Source organism: Pseudoxanthomonas sp. CF385 (assembly GCF_900104255.1).
Taxonomy (GTDB): domain Bacteria; phylum Pseudomonadota; class Gammaproteobacteria; order Xanthomonadales; family Xanthomonadaceae; genus Pseudoxanthomonas_A.
On the sequence record NZ_FNKZ01000002.1, the window covers coordinates 43,712 to 60,831 of the forward strand.

A 17,120-nucleotide genomic window follows, 5' to 3' on the forward strand; every position below is an offset into this window, starting at 1 on the left:
CGCATGAATCCACTCGTCCGCTGGTTCCACCAACTCGGCTCGCCGCCCTACTTCGACCGCTTCGCGGCGCGCTGGACGCCGTGGTGCTACCTCGCCGCGATCGTGCTGCTGGGGCTGGGCCTGTGGCAGGCGCTGTTCGTCGCCCCCGCCGACTACCAGCAGGGCGACAGCTTCCGCATCCTCTACATCCACGTCCCCAGCGCGTGGATGAGCATGTTCGTGTTCGGCCTGATGGCGGTCTACGCGGCCATCGCGCTGATCTGGCGGATCAAGCTGTGCGAGATCCTGGCGATGGCGTGCGCACCCACCGGCGCCGCGTTCACCATCATCACCCTGGCCACCGGCAGCATCTGGGGCAAGCCGATGTGGGGCACGTGGTGGGACTGGGATCCGCGCCTGACCACCGAGCTGATCCTGCTGTTCCTCTACCTGGGCGTGATGGGCCTGTACGGCGCCATCGACGACCGCCGCAACGCCGCCCGCGCGGCCGGCCTGCTGGCCATCGTCGGCGTGGCGATCCTGCCGGTGATCCGCTATTCCGTGGTGTGGTGGAACTCGCTGCACCAAGGCCAGACGATCCGCGTGTTCGGCGAGTCGAGCATGGACGACAGCATGGTGCTGCCGCTGGTGCTGATGGTGGTGGCGACCAAGTTCTGGTTCGCCGGTTCGCTGCTGGCGCGCGCGCGCGCCGACAACCTGCGCCGCGAGGCCGGCAAGGACTGGGTGGCGAAACTCGCCGCCGCCAAGGGAGCCGCGCCGTGAGCTACCTGGAATACGTCATCGGCGCCTACGCCGTGTTCGCCGTCGTGCTGGCATGGGATTTCCTCGCGCCGCGCCTGCAGGTGCGCCGTGAACTGCGCGCCGCCCGCCAACGCGCCGCACGCGACACCCGCCGCGCCGCCGCGCCCGCCGATCTGGAACGCTGACCGCATGAATCCCGTCCGTCGCCGCCGCCTGCTGTTCGTGCTGCTGGCCCTGCTGGTCGCCGGTGCCGCCACCGCGCTGATCGCGATGGCCCTGCAACGCAACGTGGCGTACCTGTACACCCCGGCCGAAGTGCTGCGTGGCGATGCCAGCGAGCGCGCCCGCTTCCGCCTCGGCGGCATGGTCGAGAAGGGCTCGTTCAAGCGCGAGAGCGGGTCGCTGGTCTCCCAGTTCCGCGTCACCGACGGCGATGCGCAGCTGACCGTGCGCTACGGCAAGATCCTGCCGGACCTGTTCCGCGAGGGCCAGGCCGTGGTCGCCACCGGCACCATGCAGGACGGCGTGTTCGTCGCCGAGGACGTGCTGGCCAAGCACGACGAGACGTACATGCCCAAGGAAGTCGCCGACAAGATGGGCAAGGCGCACCAGAAGCACGACGTGCAGGCCGCACCGACGGGGCCGGCGAATTGATCGCCGAGCCCGCCGTGATCTCCCTTCTCCCTGCTTGCGGGGAGAAGGTGGCCGAAGGCCGGATGAGGGGCGCTCTTGCTTTCTGGCGCCGCTGTCGGACGTCCATTCCGCGCATCCGTCTGTACACGGATTTTTCGGGACTTCGCGACTCCGCTCGCCCCTCACCCGCCTTCGGCACCCTCTCCCCGCTGCGCAGGGAGAGGGACTCGAACGCAGAACGCTCTCGACGAGCACAAGCCACCACACTACTTCACGACCATGCGCCTCATCCCCTTCTCCCCGCCTGCGGGGAGAAGGTGGCCAAAGGCCGGATGAGGGGCGCTTTTTGCTTTCAGGCGCCGCTGTCGGACGTGACCCTCACCCGCCTTCGGTACCCTCTCCCCGCGAAGCGGGGCGAGGGAATGGATGACTGATGCTGCCTGAACTCGGACAAATCGCGCTGATCCTGGCGCTGCTGGTGGCCATCCTGCAGGCGGTGCTGCCGCTGGCCGGCGCGCACCGCGGCAAGACCGCGTGGATGGACGTCGCCCGCCCAGCCGCCTACGCGCAGCTCTGGCTGGTGATGCTGGCCTTCATCGCGCTGACGGTCGCGTTCGTGCAGCAGGATTTCTCGGTGAAGTACGTCGCCGACAACTCCAACTCGCTGCTGCCGATGGTCTACCGCTACACCGCGGTGTGGGGTTCGCACGAAGGGTCGCTGCTGCTGTGGGCACTGGTGCTGGCGATCTGGACGGGCGCGGTGGCGGTGTTCTCGCGTCGCCTACCGGACGTCGTGATCGCGCGCGTGCTCGGCGTGATGGGGCTGGTCGCCGTCGGCTTCCTCGCCTTCCTGATCTTCACCTCCAATCCCTTCATCCGCCTGCTGCCCTCGCCGGGCGAGGGCCGCGACCTGAATCCGCTGCTGCAGGACCCGGGGATGATCATCCATCCGCCGCTGCTGTACGTGGGCTACGTGGGTTTCGTGGTGCCGTTCGCGTTCGCGATCGCCGCGCTGCTCGATGGCCGCGTCGATGCGCGCTGGCTGCGCTGGACGCGCCCGTGGACGAACGTCGCCTGGGGTTTCCTCACCCTCGGCATCGCCCTGGGCAGCTGGTGGGCGTACTACGAACTGGGCTGGGGCGGCTGGTGGTTCTGGGATCCGGTCGAAAACGCCAGCTTCATGCCCTGGCTGGTCGGTGCGGCGCTGATCCATTCGCAGGCGGTCACCGAGAAGCGCGGCGCCTTCCGCGGCTGGACGTTGCTGCTGGCCATCGCCGCGTTCTCGCTGTCGCTGCTGGGCACGTTCCTGGTGCGCTCGGGTGTGATCACCAGCGTGCACGCCTTCGCGGCCGATCCCAGCCGCGGCGTCTTCATCCTGATCTTCCTCGGCATCGTGATCGGCAGCTCGCTGCTGCTGTATGCATGGCGCGCGCCGCAACTGGCCGATGACGCTACGGAGAAGTCGTACTTCGCCGCCAACTCGCGCGAGACCCTGCTGCTGGCCAACAACCTGCTGCTGACCGCCGCCTGCGCGATGATCCTGTTGGGCACGCTCTACCCGCTGATCGCCGATGCGCTGGACCTCGGCAAGATCTCGGTCGGCCCGCCCTACTTCAGCCTGCTGTTCATCGTGCTGATGGCGCCGCTGGTGGCGCTGGTGCCGTTCGGCCCGCTCACCAAGTGGCAGCGCGACAAGGCCTCCCGCCTCGGCGCGATGCTGCTGCCGTGGGTGTTGCTGTCGGTCGTGCTGGCCGTCGTTGCCTACTTCGTCGCGCCGCAGGGCAAGCTCAAGGCCGCCGCCGGCATCCTCGGCGCGGCGTGGGTCGGCCTGGGCACCGTGCGCTTCATCTGGTCGCGCCTGCGCGCCAATGGCCGCTTCACCCCGGAAATGCTCGGCATGACGCTGGCGCACACCGGCGTCGCGGTGTTCCTGGTGGGCGCGCTGCTGGTGGAAGCGCTCAACGTGCAGCGCGAACTCGCCGTGAAGCCTGGCCAAACCGTCGAGGTCGGCCGGTGGGGCTTCCATTTCCAGGGCGTCGATGAAACCCAGGGCCCGAATTACCTCTCCGACCGCGGCCATGTGCAGGTGCTGCGCGACGGCACGCCGGTGACACTGCTGCACCCGGAAAAGCGCGCCTACGCCAGCGGCGGCCAGGTGATGACCGAGGCCGGCATCAAGCCCGGCGTGCTCGGCGACGTCTATGTCGCCATCGGCGAACCGCTCGGCGATGGTGCATGGTCGCTGCGCGTGCACATCAAACCCTTCGTCCGCTGGATCTGGCTCGGCGCCGCCCTGATGGCGCTGGGTGGCTTCGTCACCGCCGCCGACCGCCGCTTCCGGAATCACCGCAAGAACGAGGCGACCCCCGCATGAGCAACGCGTCCGAACTCCCGCCGTCGCCGCCGCGCTCCCAGGGCGCGCTGACTTTCGCGTTGGTCATCATCGGCCTGTTCTTCGTCGGCCTGATGGGCTTGCTGTATTACGGGGTGAAGCAGTCCGACCGCGCCGGCCGCGATGCGTTGCCCTCCACGCTGATCGGCAAGCCGGCGCCCGCGTTCGACCTGCCGCTGCTGCACGAACCCACCAAGCGCGTGACCAACGCCGACCTCGCCGGCCAGGCCTACGTGATGAACGTGTGGGGCAGCTGGTGCCCGGAATGCCGCGTGGAGCACCCGGTCCTCACCCGGTTCGCGCTGACCAAGCGCGTGCGTTTCATCGGCTACAACCTCAAGGATGAGCGCCCGGATGCGTTGCGCTGGCTGGAGCAGTTCGGCAATCCCTACATGATGGTGCTGGCCGATATCGAAGGCCGCACGGCGATCGACTGGGGCATTTCCGGAGCGCCCGAGACCTTCCTGGTGGACGGCCAGGGCATCGTGCGCTGGAAGCACGTCGGCGCCATCGACCAGGCCATCATCGACCACCAGCTGATTCCCGCGCTGGAAAAGATCGAAACCGGCCGATGAACACCTCCCCCGTCCTCCTGTTGCGCGCCTTGCTGCTGGCCCTGCTGGTCGCCGTCGCCGCGCCGGTCTTCGCGCAGGTCAGCGATCCCACCCCGCTGCAGTTCCGCGACGATGCCGAGGAAGCCCGCTTCCACAGGCTCACCGCCGAACTGCGCTGCGTGATGTGCCAGAACCAGTCGCTGGCCGATTCCAACGCGCAGATCGCCCACGACCTGCGCCGCGAAGTGCTCGACCTGATGCGCCAGGGCAAGAACGACGCGCAGGTGAAGCAGTTCCTGGTGGACCGCTACGGCGAGTTCGTGCTGTACAAGCCCGATGTCGCACCCGGCACCTACGTGCTCTGGTTCGGCCCGCTGCTGCTGCTGTTGGCCGGCGGTGTGTGGGTGGGGCGCATCGTCGCGCGCCGCGCCAGGCAACCGGCCCCCGCCACCGACGACAACGACCAGGAGTGGTGATGACCACGTTCGTGATCCTCGCCATCGTGCTGTCCGTGGCCGTGCTGCTGGCGGTGCTGTGGCCGCTGTGGCGCACCGCCAAGCCGCTGGTGATCGGCGGCGTGGTCGCGCTCGGCATCGCCACGTTCGCGCTGTACCGCGTGGTCGGCACGCCCGCCGCGCTGGAACCGCAGGCCACCGCGGCCGCGCCGGCCACGCTGGAAGAGGCCATCGCCCAGCTCGAGGCCGAGCTGAAGAAGAAGCCGAACGAACCCGAGGGCTGGCGCCTGCTCGGCAAGTCCTACGCGGCGCTGCAGCGCTACGGCGACGCGCAGAAGGCGTTCGAGCGCGCAGTACAGCTGATGCCCGACGACGCCGACTTGCTGGTGGAAGCCGCGCAGGCCCGCCTGTTCAACAACGCCGACCGCAAGCTCGATGCGCAGGCTATCGCGCTGCTGGAACGCGCGCGCCAGATCAATCCCGGCCATCAGCGTGCCGCCTGGTTCGTCGGCCTGGCCCAGCGCCAGGACGGCAAGCCGGCCGAGGCCGCGAAGACCTGGGAGCCGCTGCTGGCCCAGGTGGATCCCAACACCGCCGCCACCCTGCGCACGCAGATCAACGAAGCGCGCGCCGAAGCCGGCCTGCCGCCGCTCGCCGACGCCGCGCCTGCCGCCGACGCTTCGCCCGCGCTGCTGACGGTGACCGTGGACCTCGCGCCCGCGCTGAAAGAGAAGCTGGCACCGGGCGATACGCTGTTCGTGTTCGCCCGCCAGGTGGGCGGCCCGCCGATGCCGGTCGCCGCCAAGCGCCTGCCGGTGGCGTCGTTCCCGATGACGGTACCGCTCGGCGACGGCGACAGCCCCATGCCCACGCTGAAGCTCTCGCAGCTGCCGCAGGTGCAACTGGTCGCGCGTATCTCCAAGGGCGGCGCCGCCACCGCGACCGCCGGCGACCTGGAAGCCACTGCCATCACCGCCGACGTGAAGGCCGGCAACACCTACACCCTGACGATCGACCGCGTGGTGCCGTAAGGCGCTTGTCGCTCCCTTCTCCCCGCCTGCGGGGAGAAGGTGCCCGGAGAGCGGATGAGGGGCAAGCGCGGTGCACACACGTGCGCCGACGCTGTCCATCTTCGTTCGCCCCTCACCCGCCTTCGGCACCCTCTCCCCGCTTCGCAGGGAGAGGGCACGCAAAGCACCGCAACACCGCGATGCACGGGTGAAATGGCATCGCCCGGCGGCATTGCCTACACTGCCCGGATGACCGAATTCATCCCCCCCGGCACCCGCTTCCATCCCCTGCCCTCGCCGTTCCGCATGAAGCGGGGGGGCGCGCTGCACGGGGCGCGGGTGGCGTACGAGACCTGGGGTACGTTGAACGAGCGCCGCGACAATGCGGTGCTGATCGTCACCGGGTTGTCGCCCGATGCGCATGCCGCCCGCAATGCCGGCAACCCGGACGAGGGCTGGTGGGAGCCGATGGTGGGCTCCGGCAAGCCGATCGATACCGATCGCTGGTTCGTGGTCTGCGTGAACTCGCTGGGCAGCTGCAAGGGCTCGACCGGGCCGGCGTCGGTCAATCCGGACACCGGCGCGCTGTATCGGCTCGACTTCCCCGAACTGTCGGTGGAAGACGGCGCGAACGCGGCATTCGACGTGGTGCGGGGGCTGGGCATCGAGCAGCTGGCCTGCATCATCGGCAATTCGATGGGCGGGATGACCGCGCTCGCCTACCTGTTGCTGCACCCGGGCGCGGCGCGCACCCACATCAACATCTCCGGCAGTGCGCAGGCGCTGCCATTCTCCATCGCCATCCGCTCGCTGCAGCGCGAGGCGATCCGCCTGGATCCGCATTGGAACCACGGCCAGTACGACGACGACACCTATCCGGAATCCGGCATGCGCATGGCGCGCAAGCTGGGCGTGATCACCTACCGCTCGGCGCTGGAGTGGGATGGCCGCTTCGGCCGCGTGCGGCTGGACTCCGACCGCCCGGACGAGGAGCCGTTCGGCCTGGAATTCCAGGTCGAGAGCTATCTGGAAGGCCATGCGCGCCGGTTCGTGCGCCGGTTCGACCCGAATTGCTATCTCTATCTCAGCCGGTCGATGGACTGGTTCGACCTGGCCGAATATGCCGCCCAGGAGCCGGCGGGCGGCGATGTGGTCGCGGGCCTGGCGAAGATCCGCGTGCAGCGGGCGCTGGCCATCGGCGCCACCACCGACATCCTGTTCCCGCTGCAGCAACAGCAGCAGATCGCCGAGGGCCTGGCCGCCGGCGGCGCGCAGGCGGACTTCCTGCCGCTGGAGTCGCCGCAGGGCCATGACGCCTTCCTGGTGGACTACGACCGCTTCGGCCCGGCCGTGCGGGATTTCCTGGCGTCGATCTGATCCGGGATGCTCCCTTCTCCCCGCGAGGCGGGGAGAAGGTGCCGAAGGCGGATGAGGGGCAAGCGCGGTAGCGACCCGTGCACCGTCCCATCCGGCCTCCGTTCGCCCCTCACCCGCCCTCCGGGCACCCTCTCCCCGCACGCGGGGCGAGGGATCTCAGGCCATTTCCGCACCGCACGACGCCCTCCCCGGCCGGGGCGGCTAAAATGGCCCCACATTCTTATCCGGGCCGTGCCATGACCCTCGATTTCCCCGGCGCCGACAAGCTGGTCGCCTCGCTGGACGCCGCCGTCGCCCTGGGCGACGACCGCGCCATCACCGATGCGCTGCGCAAGTCGCTGTGCGAACTGATCTGCGACGAGGACGTGCGCCTGCCAGCCTGTGTGCTGGAGCCGATCTCGGACCACTACGCGCGCCGCGAGCTGTACACCAGTCCGGAGCACGGCTACAGCGTGATCGCGATGACGTGGGGCCCCGGCCAGGGCACGAAGATCCACGATCATTCGGGCATGTGGTGCGTGGAAGGCGTGTGGCGCGGGCGGCTGGAAATCACCCAGTACGAGCTGGCCGAGCACGACGAGGTGCGTTATCGGTTCATCCCGGCCGGCACCATCGAAGCAGGCACCGGGTCGGCCGGCAGCCTGATCCCGCCGCACGAGTACCACACCATCCGCAACCCCAGCGACAAGGCCGTGGCGGTCAGTCTGCACGTCTACCAGCGCACGATGGTCCGCTGCGGCATCTACACGCCGGAGGAAGAGGCCGGCACCAGCGGTTGGCAGCGCCGCGGCGAGCGCCTGCTGGGCACCGACCAGGTCAACTGAGCCCACGCGGGTCCACCCTGTCGGCGAGGCCCCGCGCTCGGCTATACTTCGCGTCCGCGCCGGAGTGGCGGAATGGTAGACGCAGCGGACTCAAAATCCGCCGCCCTTAAAAGCGTGTGGGTTCGAGTCCCACCTCCGGCACCAAGATCAAACCCTGGACCTCCAGGGTTTTTTCGTTTGTGGGGCCTGGGCGCACATGTCGAAAGTCCGCTAAAGGCCAGAAGCGAACATCGTCCCTAAATCCGATCGAAGGTCTCCACCAGGTCGTTGACACGACTTCGGAGCTCGGCAATTTCCTCTGGATCACATTCGATCTCTATCTCGAGCACCAATGCATGGAACTGCGGCCAGAACTGCGCAGGATGGCGAACCCGGCTTTTCCACACCGGGATCATGTCGACCAGGTTGCGCCATCTCGCTTCAGTCTCGGGTCGAAGCACGGCGCTTAGACCTCAGGTGACGTACGCGGCGTGGTGGAGTTTTCCGTCATCCACCAGCGGGATCTCCAGCGCATCCTGCGCCGCGCCATCCAGAATCAGCCTCGCACCGCCCGGTTCACTCCCCACCTCGACGTTGATCTGGTAGGTGGCGCTGCCGAATCGGTAGCGCACTTCGAAGGCATCCCAGTGGGCAGGCGCGCAGGGAACCAGCGTCAGCACATCCCCCTTGCGCCGCAGACCCAGCACGGATTCGACCAGCAGCCGATACATCCAGCCGGCCGACCCCGTGTACCACGTCCATCCGCCGCGCCCCGTATGCGGTGGCACCGCGTAAACATCGGCGGCCATGACATACGGTTCCGCCTTGTATACGTGGACGGCGTCCGCGTCCAGCGCGTGGTTGATCGGATTGATCATGCGAGCGAGATCCCAGGCACGGGCATTGTCGCCGGCATGCGCGAACGCCATGGCCGCCCACACCGCGGCATGTGTGTACTGGCCGCCATTCTCGCGGACGCCTGGGACATAGCCTCGGATGTAGCCCGGATCGTGCGCCGTCTTATCGAAAGGCGGATCGAGCAGCTGGACCAGGCCAGCCTCCGGCTTCACCAGCTTCGTATAGAGCGAGTCCAGCGCACGCTGCCCACGCGAGGCCTCGGCAACGCCCGACAGCACGGACCAGCTCTGCGAGATCGAATCGATCCTGCATTCATCGCTGCTGGAAGAACCGATGGGCGTGCCGTCGTCGAACCATGCCCGGCGATACCACTCGCCATCCCAGGCATGCGTCTCCAAAGCGGCAGCGAGGGCATCCGCCTGTTCGACGCACCAGCGTACGACCTCGGCATCGCCGCGCTCCTGCGCGACGGGAACGAACCTGCGCAACGTATCCACCAGGAAGAAGCCGAGCCAGACGCTTTCGCCACGCCCAGCTTCGCCGACGCGGTTCATGCCGTCGTTCCAGTCGCCGGTGGCCATCAGCGGTATTCCGCGCTCGCCCAGCAGGCTGCAGCCGCGTTGCAGCGCCAGGACGCAATGGTCGTACAGCGACTTCCGTAGCGAGGACGTCGCCGGCATGTCGTAATAGCCTTCTTCATCGGGGTTGACCTCCCTGCCCTCGACGAATCCCACGATCTCGTCCAGCACGGTGGTGTCGGAGGTCACTTCGAGATAGCGACTTGTCGCCAACGGCAGCCAGAGATAGTCGTCCGAGCAGCGCGTCCGGACGCCCCGCCCCTGCGGCGGATGCCACCAGTGCATCACGTCGCCCTGGGGGAACTGGTGGGCAGCGCTGGTGAGCAGGTGCTTGCGGCTCAGGTCCGGTCGCGCGTGGATCGTCGCCATCGTGTCCTGCAACTGGTCGCGGAAGCCGAATGCACCGCCGGACTGGTAATAGCCACTGCGCGCCAGATAGCGGCAGCCCAGCGTCTGGTACAGCAGCCAGCCATTGGCTAGCGCATCGAACGCGGCATCGGGCGTGCGTACCTGGATCGAATCCAGCAACCCTCGCCAATGGATTCTTGCCGCGTCCAGCGCATCGTGGGCGCCATGCTTTCCCTGGGGGCGACGTGCCATCGCCAGCGCGCTGTCACGGTCCTTCGCCGCACCCAGCCTGAAGGCCACTTCCCGTTCCTCTCCCGGGCCCAGTTCCATCGGCACCTGGATGGCCGCGCACGGGTCGAGCCCGACGCCGACACGACCGCTCAGTCGTTCCCGACGCAGGGCGACCGGGTGGTGTAGGCCCCCGTTGCGACCGACGAACTCGATGCGGTCCGATGTCCAACTGCAGCCGCTGGCGTCAGTGTCGAAGAATGCCGTCCTGCCTGCGAACTCGGTATTGAACGAGTTGTGTGCAACCAGCGCGCCACTGACAGGATCCACCTCGGTCACCACATGCATCCTGGACTTGTGGCGCAGGTCGCCCAGCACCCACTCGACGTATCCGAACGCGGACAGCTTGCGCGTCTGATCAGACAGGTTACGGATGCGGAGCATCGAATACTTGACCGCCTCATCAACCCCCACGTAGACCCACAGCTCGGTGTGGATGCCACGCTCCTGGTGTTCGTAGACGGTGTATCCGAAGCCATGGCGGGCCCGATAGTCGCCCGTCCCCCGGCACGGCAGGGGCGTGGGAGACCAGATATCGCCGCTCGTGTCGTCGCGCAGGTAGAACGCCTCACCGCTCAGATCGGAGATCGGGTCGTTATGCCAAGGAGTGAGACGGTACTCGTGGGCGTTCTCGAACCAGGTGTAGCCCGGCGAACTTTCACTGACGACGCAACCGAACGCTTCGTTGGCCAGCACGTTGCACCACGGCGCGGGCGTCGGCATGCCTTCACGCGATACGATGACGTACTCCCTGCCATCCCGCGTGAACGCACCGATCCCGTTGTCGAAGATGCGCTCCGGTTCCATCGGCAGGAACGGCCACAGCGCTTCCCGCTGCTCCTCGTCGCCCTTCCATGCCTCGGGAAGTCCGCCTCCCGGATCGAGTGGTGCTTGCCACTCGACTGCGTCGGATGCCGATGTCCCGGACGCGTCGTCGGCGCCGCGCTCGCGCGCGAGCATCGCGGGCAGCGGTTTCGGCGGCAGCTTCCGCCCGAGTTGGGCCGCCAGCGTCCCCTCGCGGTCGTCGATGAGTACGCGGGCGACCGCCTGCAGCAAGGTGCGGTCTTCCTGAGACATGTTCTGTGCGGGCCGCACGAAGATCCCTCCGGGCCGATCGAGGATCGACGCCTCCGAATCGGCAGAGATCATGCCCAGGATCTGGTCCTGCAGCTGCTGACGGTAACCGGCCTTGCTGTCGTTCCAGATGACCAAGTCCGCATGCAAGCCCTTGAGCCGCCAGTACGCATGCGCCTGCACCAGCTGCCGCACCACTTCGATGTTGTCAGCGTCGTGGACCTTGAGCAGCACGATGGGCAGATCGCCGGAGATTGCATGCCCCCAGAGGCCCGACTGACCGCGCTGGTTCTGCCGCAGCACGTCGGCAGGGGCCCGCAGATGCGGGTTGGCGTAGACCACGAGGCTGGCGAGCCGCTCGTAGAGCTGGGCTTCGGCGACGGTGGCGTTGATCTGGCGCCGCACCACCTGGCTGTGCGTCCACGCAAGATCGAATACGCGATCCGCCAGACGACGGTCGCGATACCGGTCGATCAGCGTCTGGCTCGCTTCTCGACTGGTCGCCACGCCATAGACCATATCGATCTGGACCGCCTGCTCCGGCTCGAGGTTCACCCTCACTCGGATCGCCACGATCGGATCCAGTACGGACCCTTCGCTGTCGCCCAGTGCCGCTTCGCTCGTCAACGCCTTCGGCGTGCGCGTCGTATTGCCTCGACCTACGAATTTCGACCGGTCGGTCTCGTAAGAGATCGATGCCACGTCGGCATCGTGCACGGCGACCAGATGGATCAGCCAGGGCGGCACTTCATCGTGGGCTCTGGGACGCCGGGTGCACAGCAGCGCCTGTTTGTCGCGCACGATCTCGGTCTGCACGAACAGGTTGCTGAAGGCCGGATGCGCGTCGTCCGAGGCGGCCGTGGCGAGGACGACTTCCGCGTAGCTCGTGATCTCGATGGTACGGGGACGACGGCTGCGGTTGGCGATCTTCAGCCGCCGCAGCTCCATGTCGTCTTCAGGCGAGATAGCGATCTCGAGGTGGCTCTCGAAGCCCTGCTTGCGGCCACGGAACTCGGCCTTGGCGTCCGAGAAAATCGCTTCGTACTGCTCCACGGGCACGCAGGTCGGCTGATGCGCGGCCGACCAGAAATCGCCGCTCTCCACGTCGCGCAGATAGCAGAACGTCCCCCAGGCATCCGTCGTGCCGTCCTCCCGCCATCGCGTGGTGGCCATGTCCCGGTGACGGCTATAGCCACCGCCTGCGTGACTGACCAGCCCGTGATAGCGCCCGTTGGAAAGGAGCTGGACTTCCGGGCGCGGACCTTCCGGATCGCGCAGGACCCGCAGTACCGCCTCTCCCTCGCCCACGGGTGTCCGCGTCTCCAGCGTTTCCGCCTCGTGGGGATGGAAGATGCCCACCCGCGGGATGCGCTCCTGCAGCAACAGCAGCGTCGCCTGGAACTCGGCATCCGCGACGAAGCGGCGCTGCATGGGTTCGTTCCCCAGCAGATGGACCAGCGACAGGAACCCCATGCCCTGGTGATGGGCCATGAACGAGCGCAGCAGTACGCACTCCTGTCCCGGCGGGACGCGCGAGGGCGTGTAGTCGATCGCCTCGTACATGCCGAAGCGACCGGAGAAGCCAAGGTCCTGCAAGCGTTGCAGGTTCTCGCAAGCGGCCTCGGGACTGACCATCAGCGCCATCATGCTGGCGTACGGCGCGACGACGTTGTCTTGGCTCAGTCCGCGTTTCAGGCCCAGTCCCGGCACGCCGAAGGCCCGGTACTGATAGTTCATGCGGGTATCGACCGCGTTGTAGCCGGACTCCGATACGCCCCACGGCAGGCCCAGCCCCTTGCCGTGCAGGATGTGAGCTTCCACCGCGTTGTGCATGGTCTGGTCGAGCAAGGTGTCCGGGTAGCCCGGCATCACCAATTGCGGCATCAGGTACTCGAACATCGAGCCGCTCCAGGACAGCAGTGCGGGCGTTCCATTGACCTCGGTCAGCAGGCGGCCGAGCGCGAACCAGCTCTCCTGGGGCAGCTGGCCCTGCGCGATGGCGACGAACACGCCGAGACGGACTTCCGAAGCGAGCAGGTCGTAGAAGCTGTTGTCCAGGCGGTGATCGTCGACATTGAAGCCGATGGCCAACAGGTTCCTCGACCGGTCATACAGGAAGCCGTATTCCATCAATGAGAACTGGCCAGCCACGTGTGCAAGCCGCTCCAGCTCGTTGATACGTTCCCGCGCCAGTTTCGAAGCGCGAGGATCGCCGCCTGCGGTGGAGAGTTCGCGCAGGGTGGGAATGGGACGGCCTGGCGAGTCGGCCGATCGTGGGAATGGCCCGTCAGGAAAGAAGGCCGTCAGTTCAGCCAGCGCGCTCGTGCAGGCATCGTTCAAGGCCTGCGGCCAGTGACGGTCGCCCGGCTCGAGGACGACCGGGGCTGGCCAGGCGGCCAACAGATTTCCGGCATGCGTTTGCAAGGCCGCTAGCGCCGACGCTGCCCGATCCCACGACATGACGGCATCCGCGTCGACCGCCGCAAGGCAGCTCCTGAACGCCGCCAGCTCGAGCGCGATGGAAGCGCTCCGTTCGGGGAGCGAGACTGCCGCCTCTTCCACAATCCCCAGCGTGTCCGCGATTCCGCTGAACGTCGTGGGCGCCAGGATGGGCGCATCTGGCAACGCCAGCAAGCCCTGCCTGAGGGTCAGCAAATGGCCGGCGAGATTCCCGCTGTCCACTGTGGAGACATAACGCGGCGGAAGCGGCTGCAGGTTCGAGGTGTCGTACCAGTTGAGGAAGTGTCCGCGATGCCGCGGGAGCTGCTCCAGCGTGTCGAAGACGTTACGCGTGCGCTCGGCGACCGCGCCGGCCTGCAGATAGCCGAAATCCCACGCCGCGAGATTCGCCAGCAGGGAGAGCCCGATGTTCGTCGGCGATGTGCGCCGGGCCACGACCAGCGAGGGATGCTCCTGGATGTTGTCCGGCGGAAGCCAGTGGTCTTCCTCGTTAACCCATGTTTCGAAGAACGACCATGTACGCCGCGACAACTTCCCGAGGAACATGCGCTGCGATGGGCTCAGTGCCGCATCCTCGCGTTCCGGAGGACTGCTCAGCCAGGTCATCACCGCGGGCGCCCACATCCAGGCGAGCAGCACCGGTCCCGCTACCGCCAAGACGTCGGGTCGCAGCCACAGCAACAGCAGCGCGACCGCGACCGCCACCACCGAGCCCGGCAACATGCCGCGCCAGTCGGCGCTCCGATCTCCGGCCAGCGAGCGCTCCACTTCGCTGGAAGGATTCCACTGCAGCAGGTGGCGCCGGCTCACGCCCAGCCGCCAGAGCGTGCGCAGGATGGCGCCGCTCGCGAGCCAGGCTTCGTGGGCAAGACACGCTACGTTGAGCGCGGCGCGCTGCAAGGACCTTGCGGTGGCGCGGCCCACCTGCACCCAGTGCGTCTCCGCCGGCGTATCTTCCGGCAGGGTCATCCCGTCCTTCAGCGCGGAGACGAGGACCGGCAGGAACCACAGCGTCAGTACGATCAGTGTCCAGGCCAGCGGCCGCGGTGCATGCAGCCATCCGATGACGAACAACGCCAGCGCCGCCATCGGCACCAGACTGCGACGGAGATTGTCCAGCAGCTTGCCGCGCGAGAGCCAGCTCAGTGGATTGCGCTCCCACACACCAGTGGCATTCGGTACGCGCGGCAGCAACCACGGCAACAGTTGCCAGTCGCCGCGCGTCCACCGCGTCCGTCGCTTGGTGTCAGCGGAATAGCGATCCGGATAATCCTCGTAGAGCCGCACATCGCTGACCAGGCCCGCGCGTGCGAAGCAGCCTTCGAGAAGGTCGTGGCTGAGGATCCGGTTCTCCGGCAGGCGCCCCGCCAGTACCCGTTCGAACGCGGCGACGTCGTAGATGCCCTTGCCCACGAACGAGCCTTCACCGAACAGGTCCTGATAGACATCCGATACCGTGCGTGTGTACGGATCGATGCCCGGCTCGCTCCCGAAGACCTTCGCGAAGCGGGAAGGCCTTCGGCCACCGAGACTGCTGCCGACGCTCGGCTGGAGGATGCCGTAACCGCGGATCACCACGTCGCGCCGCGGATCGACGACCGGCTGGTTGAGCGGGTGGGCAAGCGTGGCGACGAACTCTCTGGCCGCGTCCCGCGGCAGCCGGGTGTCCGTATCGAGGGTAATGACGTATTTCGCATGCCGCAGCGCCGAGACATCGCCGACCATGCGCATGAAGGGCGCATGCTCTCCGTCCAGGATGAGCGCATTGAGCGCCGACAGCTTTCCACGCTTGCGCTCGTATCCCATCCAGGCGCCCTCTGCTGCGTTCCATTGCCGGGGCCGGTGCAACAGGAAGAAGCGGTCCAGCTTTTCCGGCGCGTAGCGCCGGTTGAGCCGTTCGATGTGGGCCGCCGCGTACGCGAGCAGTTCCTCGTCTTCGGGAAGCGACGCGCTCGGGGCATCCAGGAAATCCGTGAGCAGGACGAATCTGAGTTGCGCATCCCGATTGGCCAGGAAACGCACCTCCATCCCTTCGACCAGGCCATCGATGCCACGGATGCTCGAAAGCAGGGTCGGCACGGCGACCACGGATCGAGAAGCCTCTGGAATTCCGGTACTGAAATCCATGCGTGGCAGCGGACGGGGCGAGATAAGCAGCGTCGCGAGCCAATTGACCAGCGCGATACCCAGCTCACTGAAGATCAGGATCGAGAGGCCGACAACGATCCACAGCGGAACATCGCCGTACCCGCTGGATATGAGACCCCAGGTCGCAACCGCGATGATCGCAGCGATCGGAAACAGGTACGCCAGCAGTGGATAACGTTGCGGGCGTAGCCGGGCACGGCGATAGCCGGGCGCCGCACGTGCCACGACGTCCAGCGTGCGATCCAGCCCGGCATTCAGCAGCCAGTAGCCCACGTGTGCGCTCTGCTGGCGCGGAACCTCCGATGCGGCGTGATCGCGCGCCAGCGTGACGGCGACACCTGCGACCTCGTCCTCCGACGCCCCGCTGGAGCGTGCGATCTTCTCGATCACATGTCGATAGGCGTCGCGGGTGCCGAAGTCCATCTGACCGTAGATGCCCGCAGGATCCTCCCGCAGGCGTCTGTCGACCACACTCATGTCTTCCACGAAGCCTTTCCAGTCCATCGTCGCCAAGAAGCGCAGGCTGCCGATGCTGTTGCCGATGGAGACCTGGTCGGTCGCTTGCTGTTGGCTTTCGGCATTGACGAGCTCGTCGATCCGATAGCCGGCAGCGGCCACCCATTGATCCAGCCACGCGCTCGGCAATGCCAACGGTCCCGTGCGACCATCCAGCCGGCGCGTCAGTTCCGAGACGAACGCGCCCGTCAACGGCGGCGTGGAGCGCGCCATATCCGCCACGGTGAGCACCACGTCACCCGGCGCTTCGATGGCGGCGCGGTTCAGCGTCCGCGCCCATGTGTTGGCCAAGCGGCGATCTGCACCGTCGCTCATCACCTGCGCCGCCATGCGACGCAGGTTTTCCAACAATGCCAGGCGCAGCATGATGGGAACGGCCCAAAGTTCGCCCATCTTGAGCGGCGCAACCGTCTGGTAGGCGGCAATGAAGCGACGCAGGGTCTCTCCGTCGATACGACCGTCCCCGTGAGATACCGCCTCGATCGTCAGCGCGTACACCCGCGGCAGTCCGCGCAGCGGGCCGTGCGACAGCGAAGGCAATTGCCGACTGTAGCCCTTGGGCAGATGGCGCCGCGCCAGCTGGATCTGCTCTTCGATGATGTGGTAGTTGTCCAACAACCACTCGCCGGCCGGCGAAATCCTCAGTTCCTCGCGAACCAGATCGTTAAGAAGATCGTTCGCCTCGCTCAGTACGCGCTGGTTTGACTGCAGGCGCTCAAGCAGCCGCTCTTCGGTCGGCTCCATCCGCACCTTGTGCGCATGGGCAAGCGAACGGCCATAGGCATCCATCTGCTCCACGCTGAGAAGCTGGGCTCTCAGCGGGCCCTCGCCCTTGCCAGCCGGATTGCTGAACAGACGGGTACGACGGAACTGCTTGAGCCGGCG

General features: G+C 67.1%; 10 protein-coding genes and 1 tRNA gene. 10 read left to right on the top strand and 1 reads right to left on the bottom strand.

The genetic code is table 11. The annotated features are described in order from the left end of the window. The first annotated feature begins 3 nt into the window (after nucleotides 1-3). The 10 genes from BLT45_RS10420 to BLT45_RS10465 all read left to right on the top strand — a co-directional run bounded on the left by BLT45_RS10420 (nucleotide 4) and on the right by BLT45_RS10465 (nucleotide 8,130). Nucleotides 4-762 (top strand): heme ABC transporter permease, encoded by a 759-nt coding sequence (locus tag BLT45_RS10420; protein WP_093299022.1) that lies wholly within the window; start codon nucleotides 4-6, stop codon nucleotides 760-762. Further along, nucleotides 759-926, top strand: a complete 168-nt coding sequence (gene ccmD / locus BLT45_RS10425) for a heme exporter protein CcmD (protein WP_093299027.1) — start codon at nucleotides 759-761, stop codon at nucleotides 924-926. Before BLT45_RS10420 ends, ccmD begins: the two co-directional genes overlap by 4 nt. Before the next feature lie 4 nt (nucleotides 927-930). Further along, nucleotides 931-1,395, top strand: a complete 465-nt coding sequence (gene ccmE / locus BLT45_RS10430; RefSeq protein ID WP_056880889.1) for a cytochrome c maturation protein CcmE — start codon at nucleotides 931-933, stop codon at nucleotides 1,393-1,395. Nucleotides 1,396-1,807: 412 nt separating this feature from the next. Next, entirely contained in the window at nucleotides 1,808-3,748 is a 1,941-nt protein-coding gene (locus tag BLT45_RS10435) for a heme lyase CcmF/NrfE family subunit (protein WP_093299034.1), read from the top strand. Next, the gene (locus tag BLT45_RS10440; protein ID WP_093299039.1) at nucleotides 3,745-4,341 is read left to right on the top strand and encodes a DsbE family thiol:disulfide interchange protein; all 597 of its coding nucleotides are present in this window, start codon (nucleotides 3,745-3,747) and stop codon (nucleotides 4,339-4,341) included. Before BLT45_RS10435 ends, BLT45_RS10440 begins: the two co-directional genes overlap by 4 nt. After that, nucleotides 4,338-4,796: a cytochrome c-type biogenesis protein gene (locus BLT45_RS10445; protein ID WP_093299049.1), complete on the top strand. Its 459-nt coding sequence runs from the start codon at nucleotides 4,338-4,340 to the stop codon at nucleotides 4,794-4,796. The genes BLT45_RS10440 and BLT45_RS10445 overlap by 4 nt, the downstream gene beginning before the upstream one ends. Beyond that, nucleotides 4,796-5,806, top strand: a complete 1,011-nt coding sequence (locus BLT45_RS10450) for a tetratricopeptide repeat protein (RefSeq protein ID WP_093299054.1) — start codon at nucleotides 4,796-4,798, stop codon at nucleotides 5,804-5,806. The genes BLT45_RS10445 and BLT45_RS10450 overlap by 1 nt, the downstream gene beginning before the upstream one ends. A 228-nt stretch (nucleotides 5,807-6,034) precedes the next feature. Next, entirely contained in the window at nucleotides 6,035-7,162 is a 1,128-nt protein-coding gene (locus BLT45_RS10455; RefSeq protein ID WP_093299059.1) for a homoserine O-acetyltransferase MetX, read from the top strand. Between the two features lie 236 nt (nucleotides 7,163-7,398). Then, on the top strand, nucleotides 7,399-7,986 hold the full coding sequence (locus tag BLT45_RS10460; RefSeq protein WP_093299063.1) for a cysteine dioxygenase family protein: 588 nt from the start codon (nucleotides 7,399-7,401) through the stop codon (nucleotides 7,984-7,986). A gap of 58 nt (nucleotides 7,987-8,044) precedes the next feature. After that, a tRNA-Leu gene (locus BLT45_RS10465) sits at nucleotides 8,045-8,130 on the top strand. A 308-nt stretch (nucleotides 8,131-8,438) separates the two neighbouring features. Here BLT45_RS10465 and BLT45_RS10470 read toward each other — a convergent pair. Continuing rightward, entirely contained in the window at nucleotides 8,439-17,024 is an 8,586-nt protein-coding gene (locus BLT45_RS10470) for a glycoside hydrolase family 94 protein (protein WP_254771904.1), read from the bottom strand. Nucleotides 17,025-17,120: the final 96 nt, after the last annotated feature.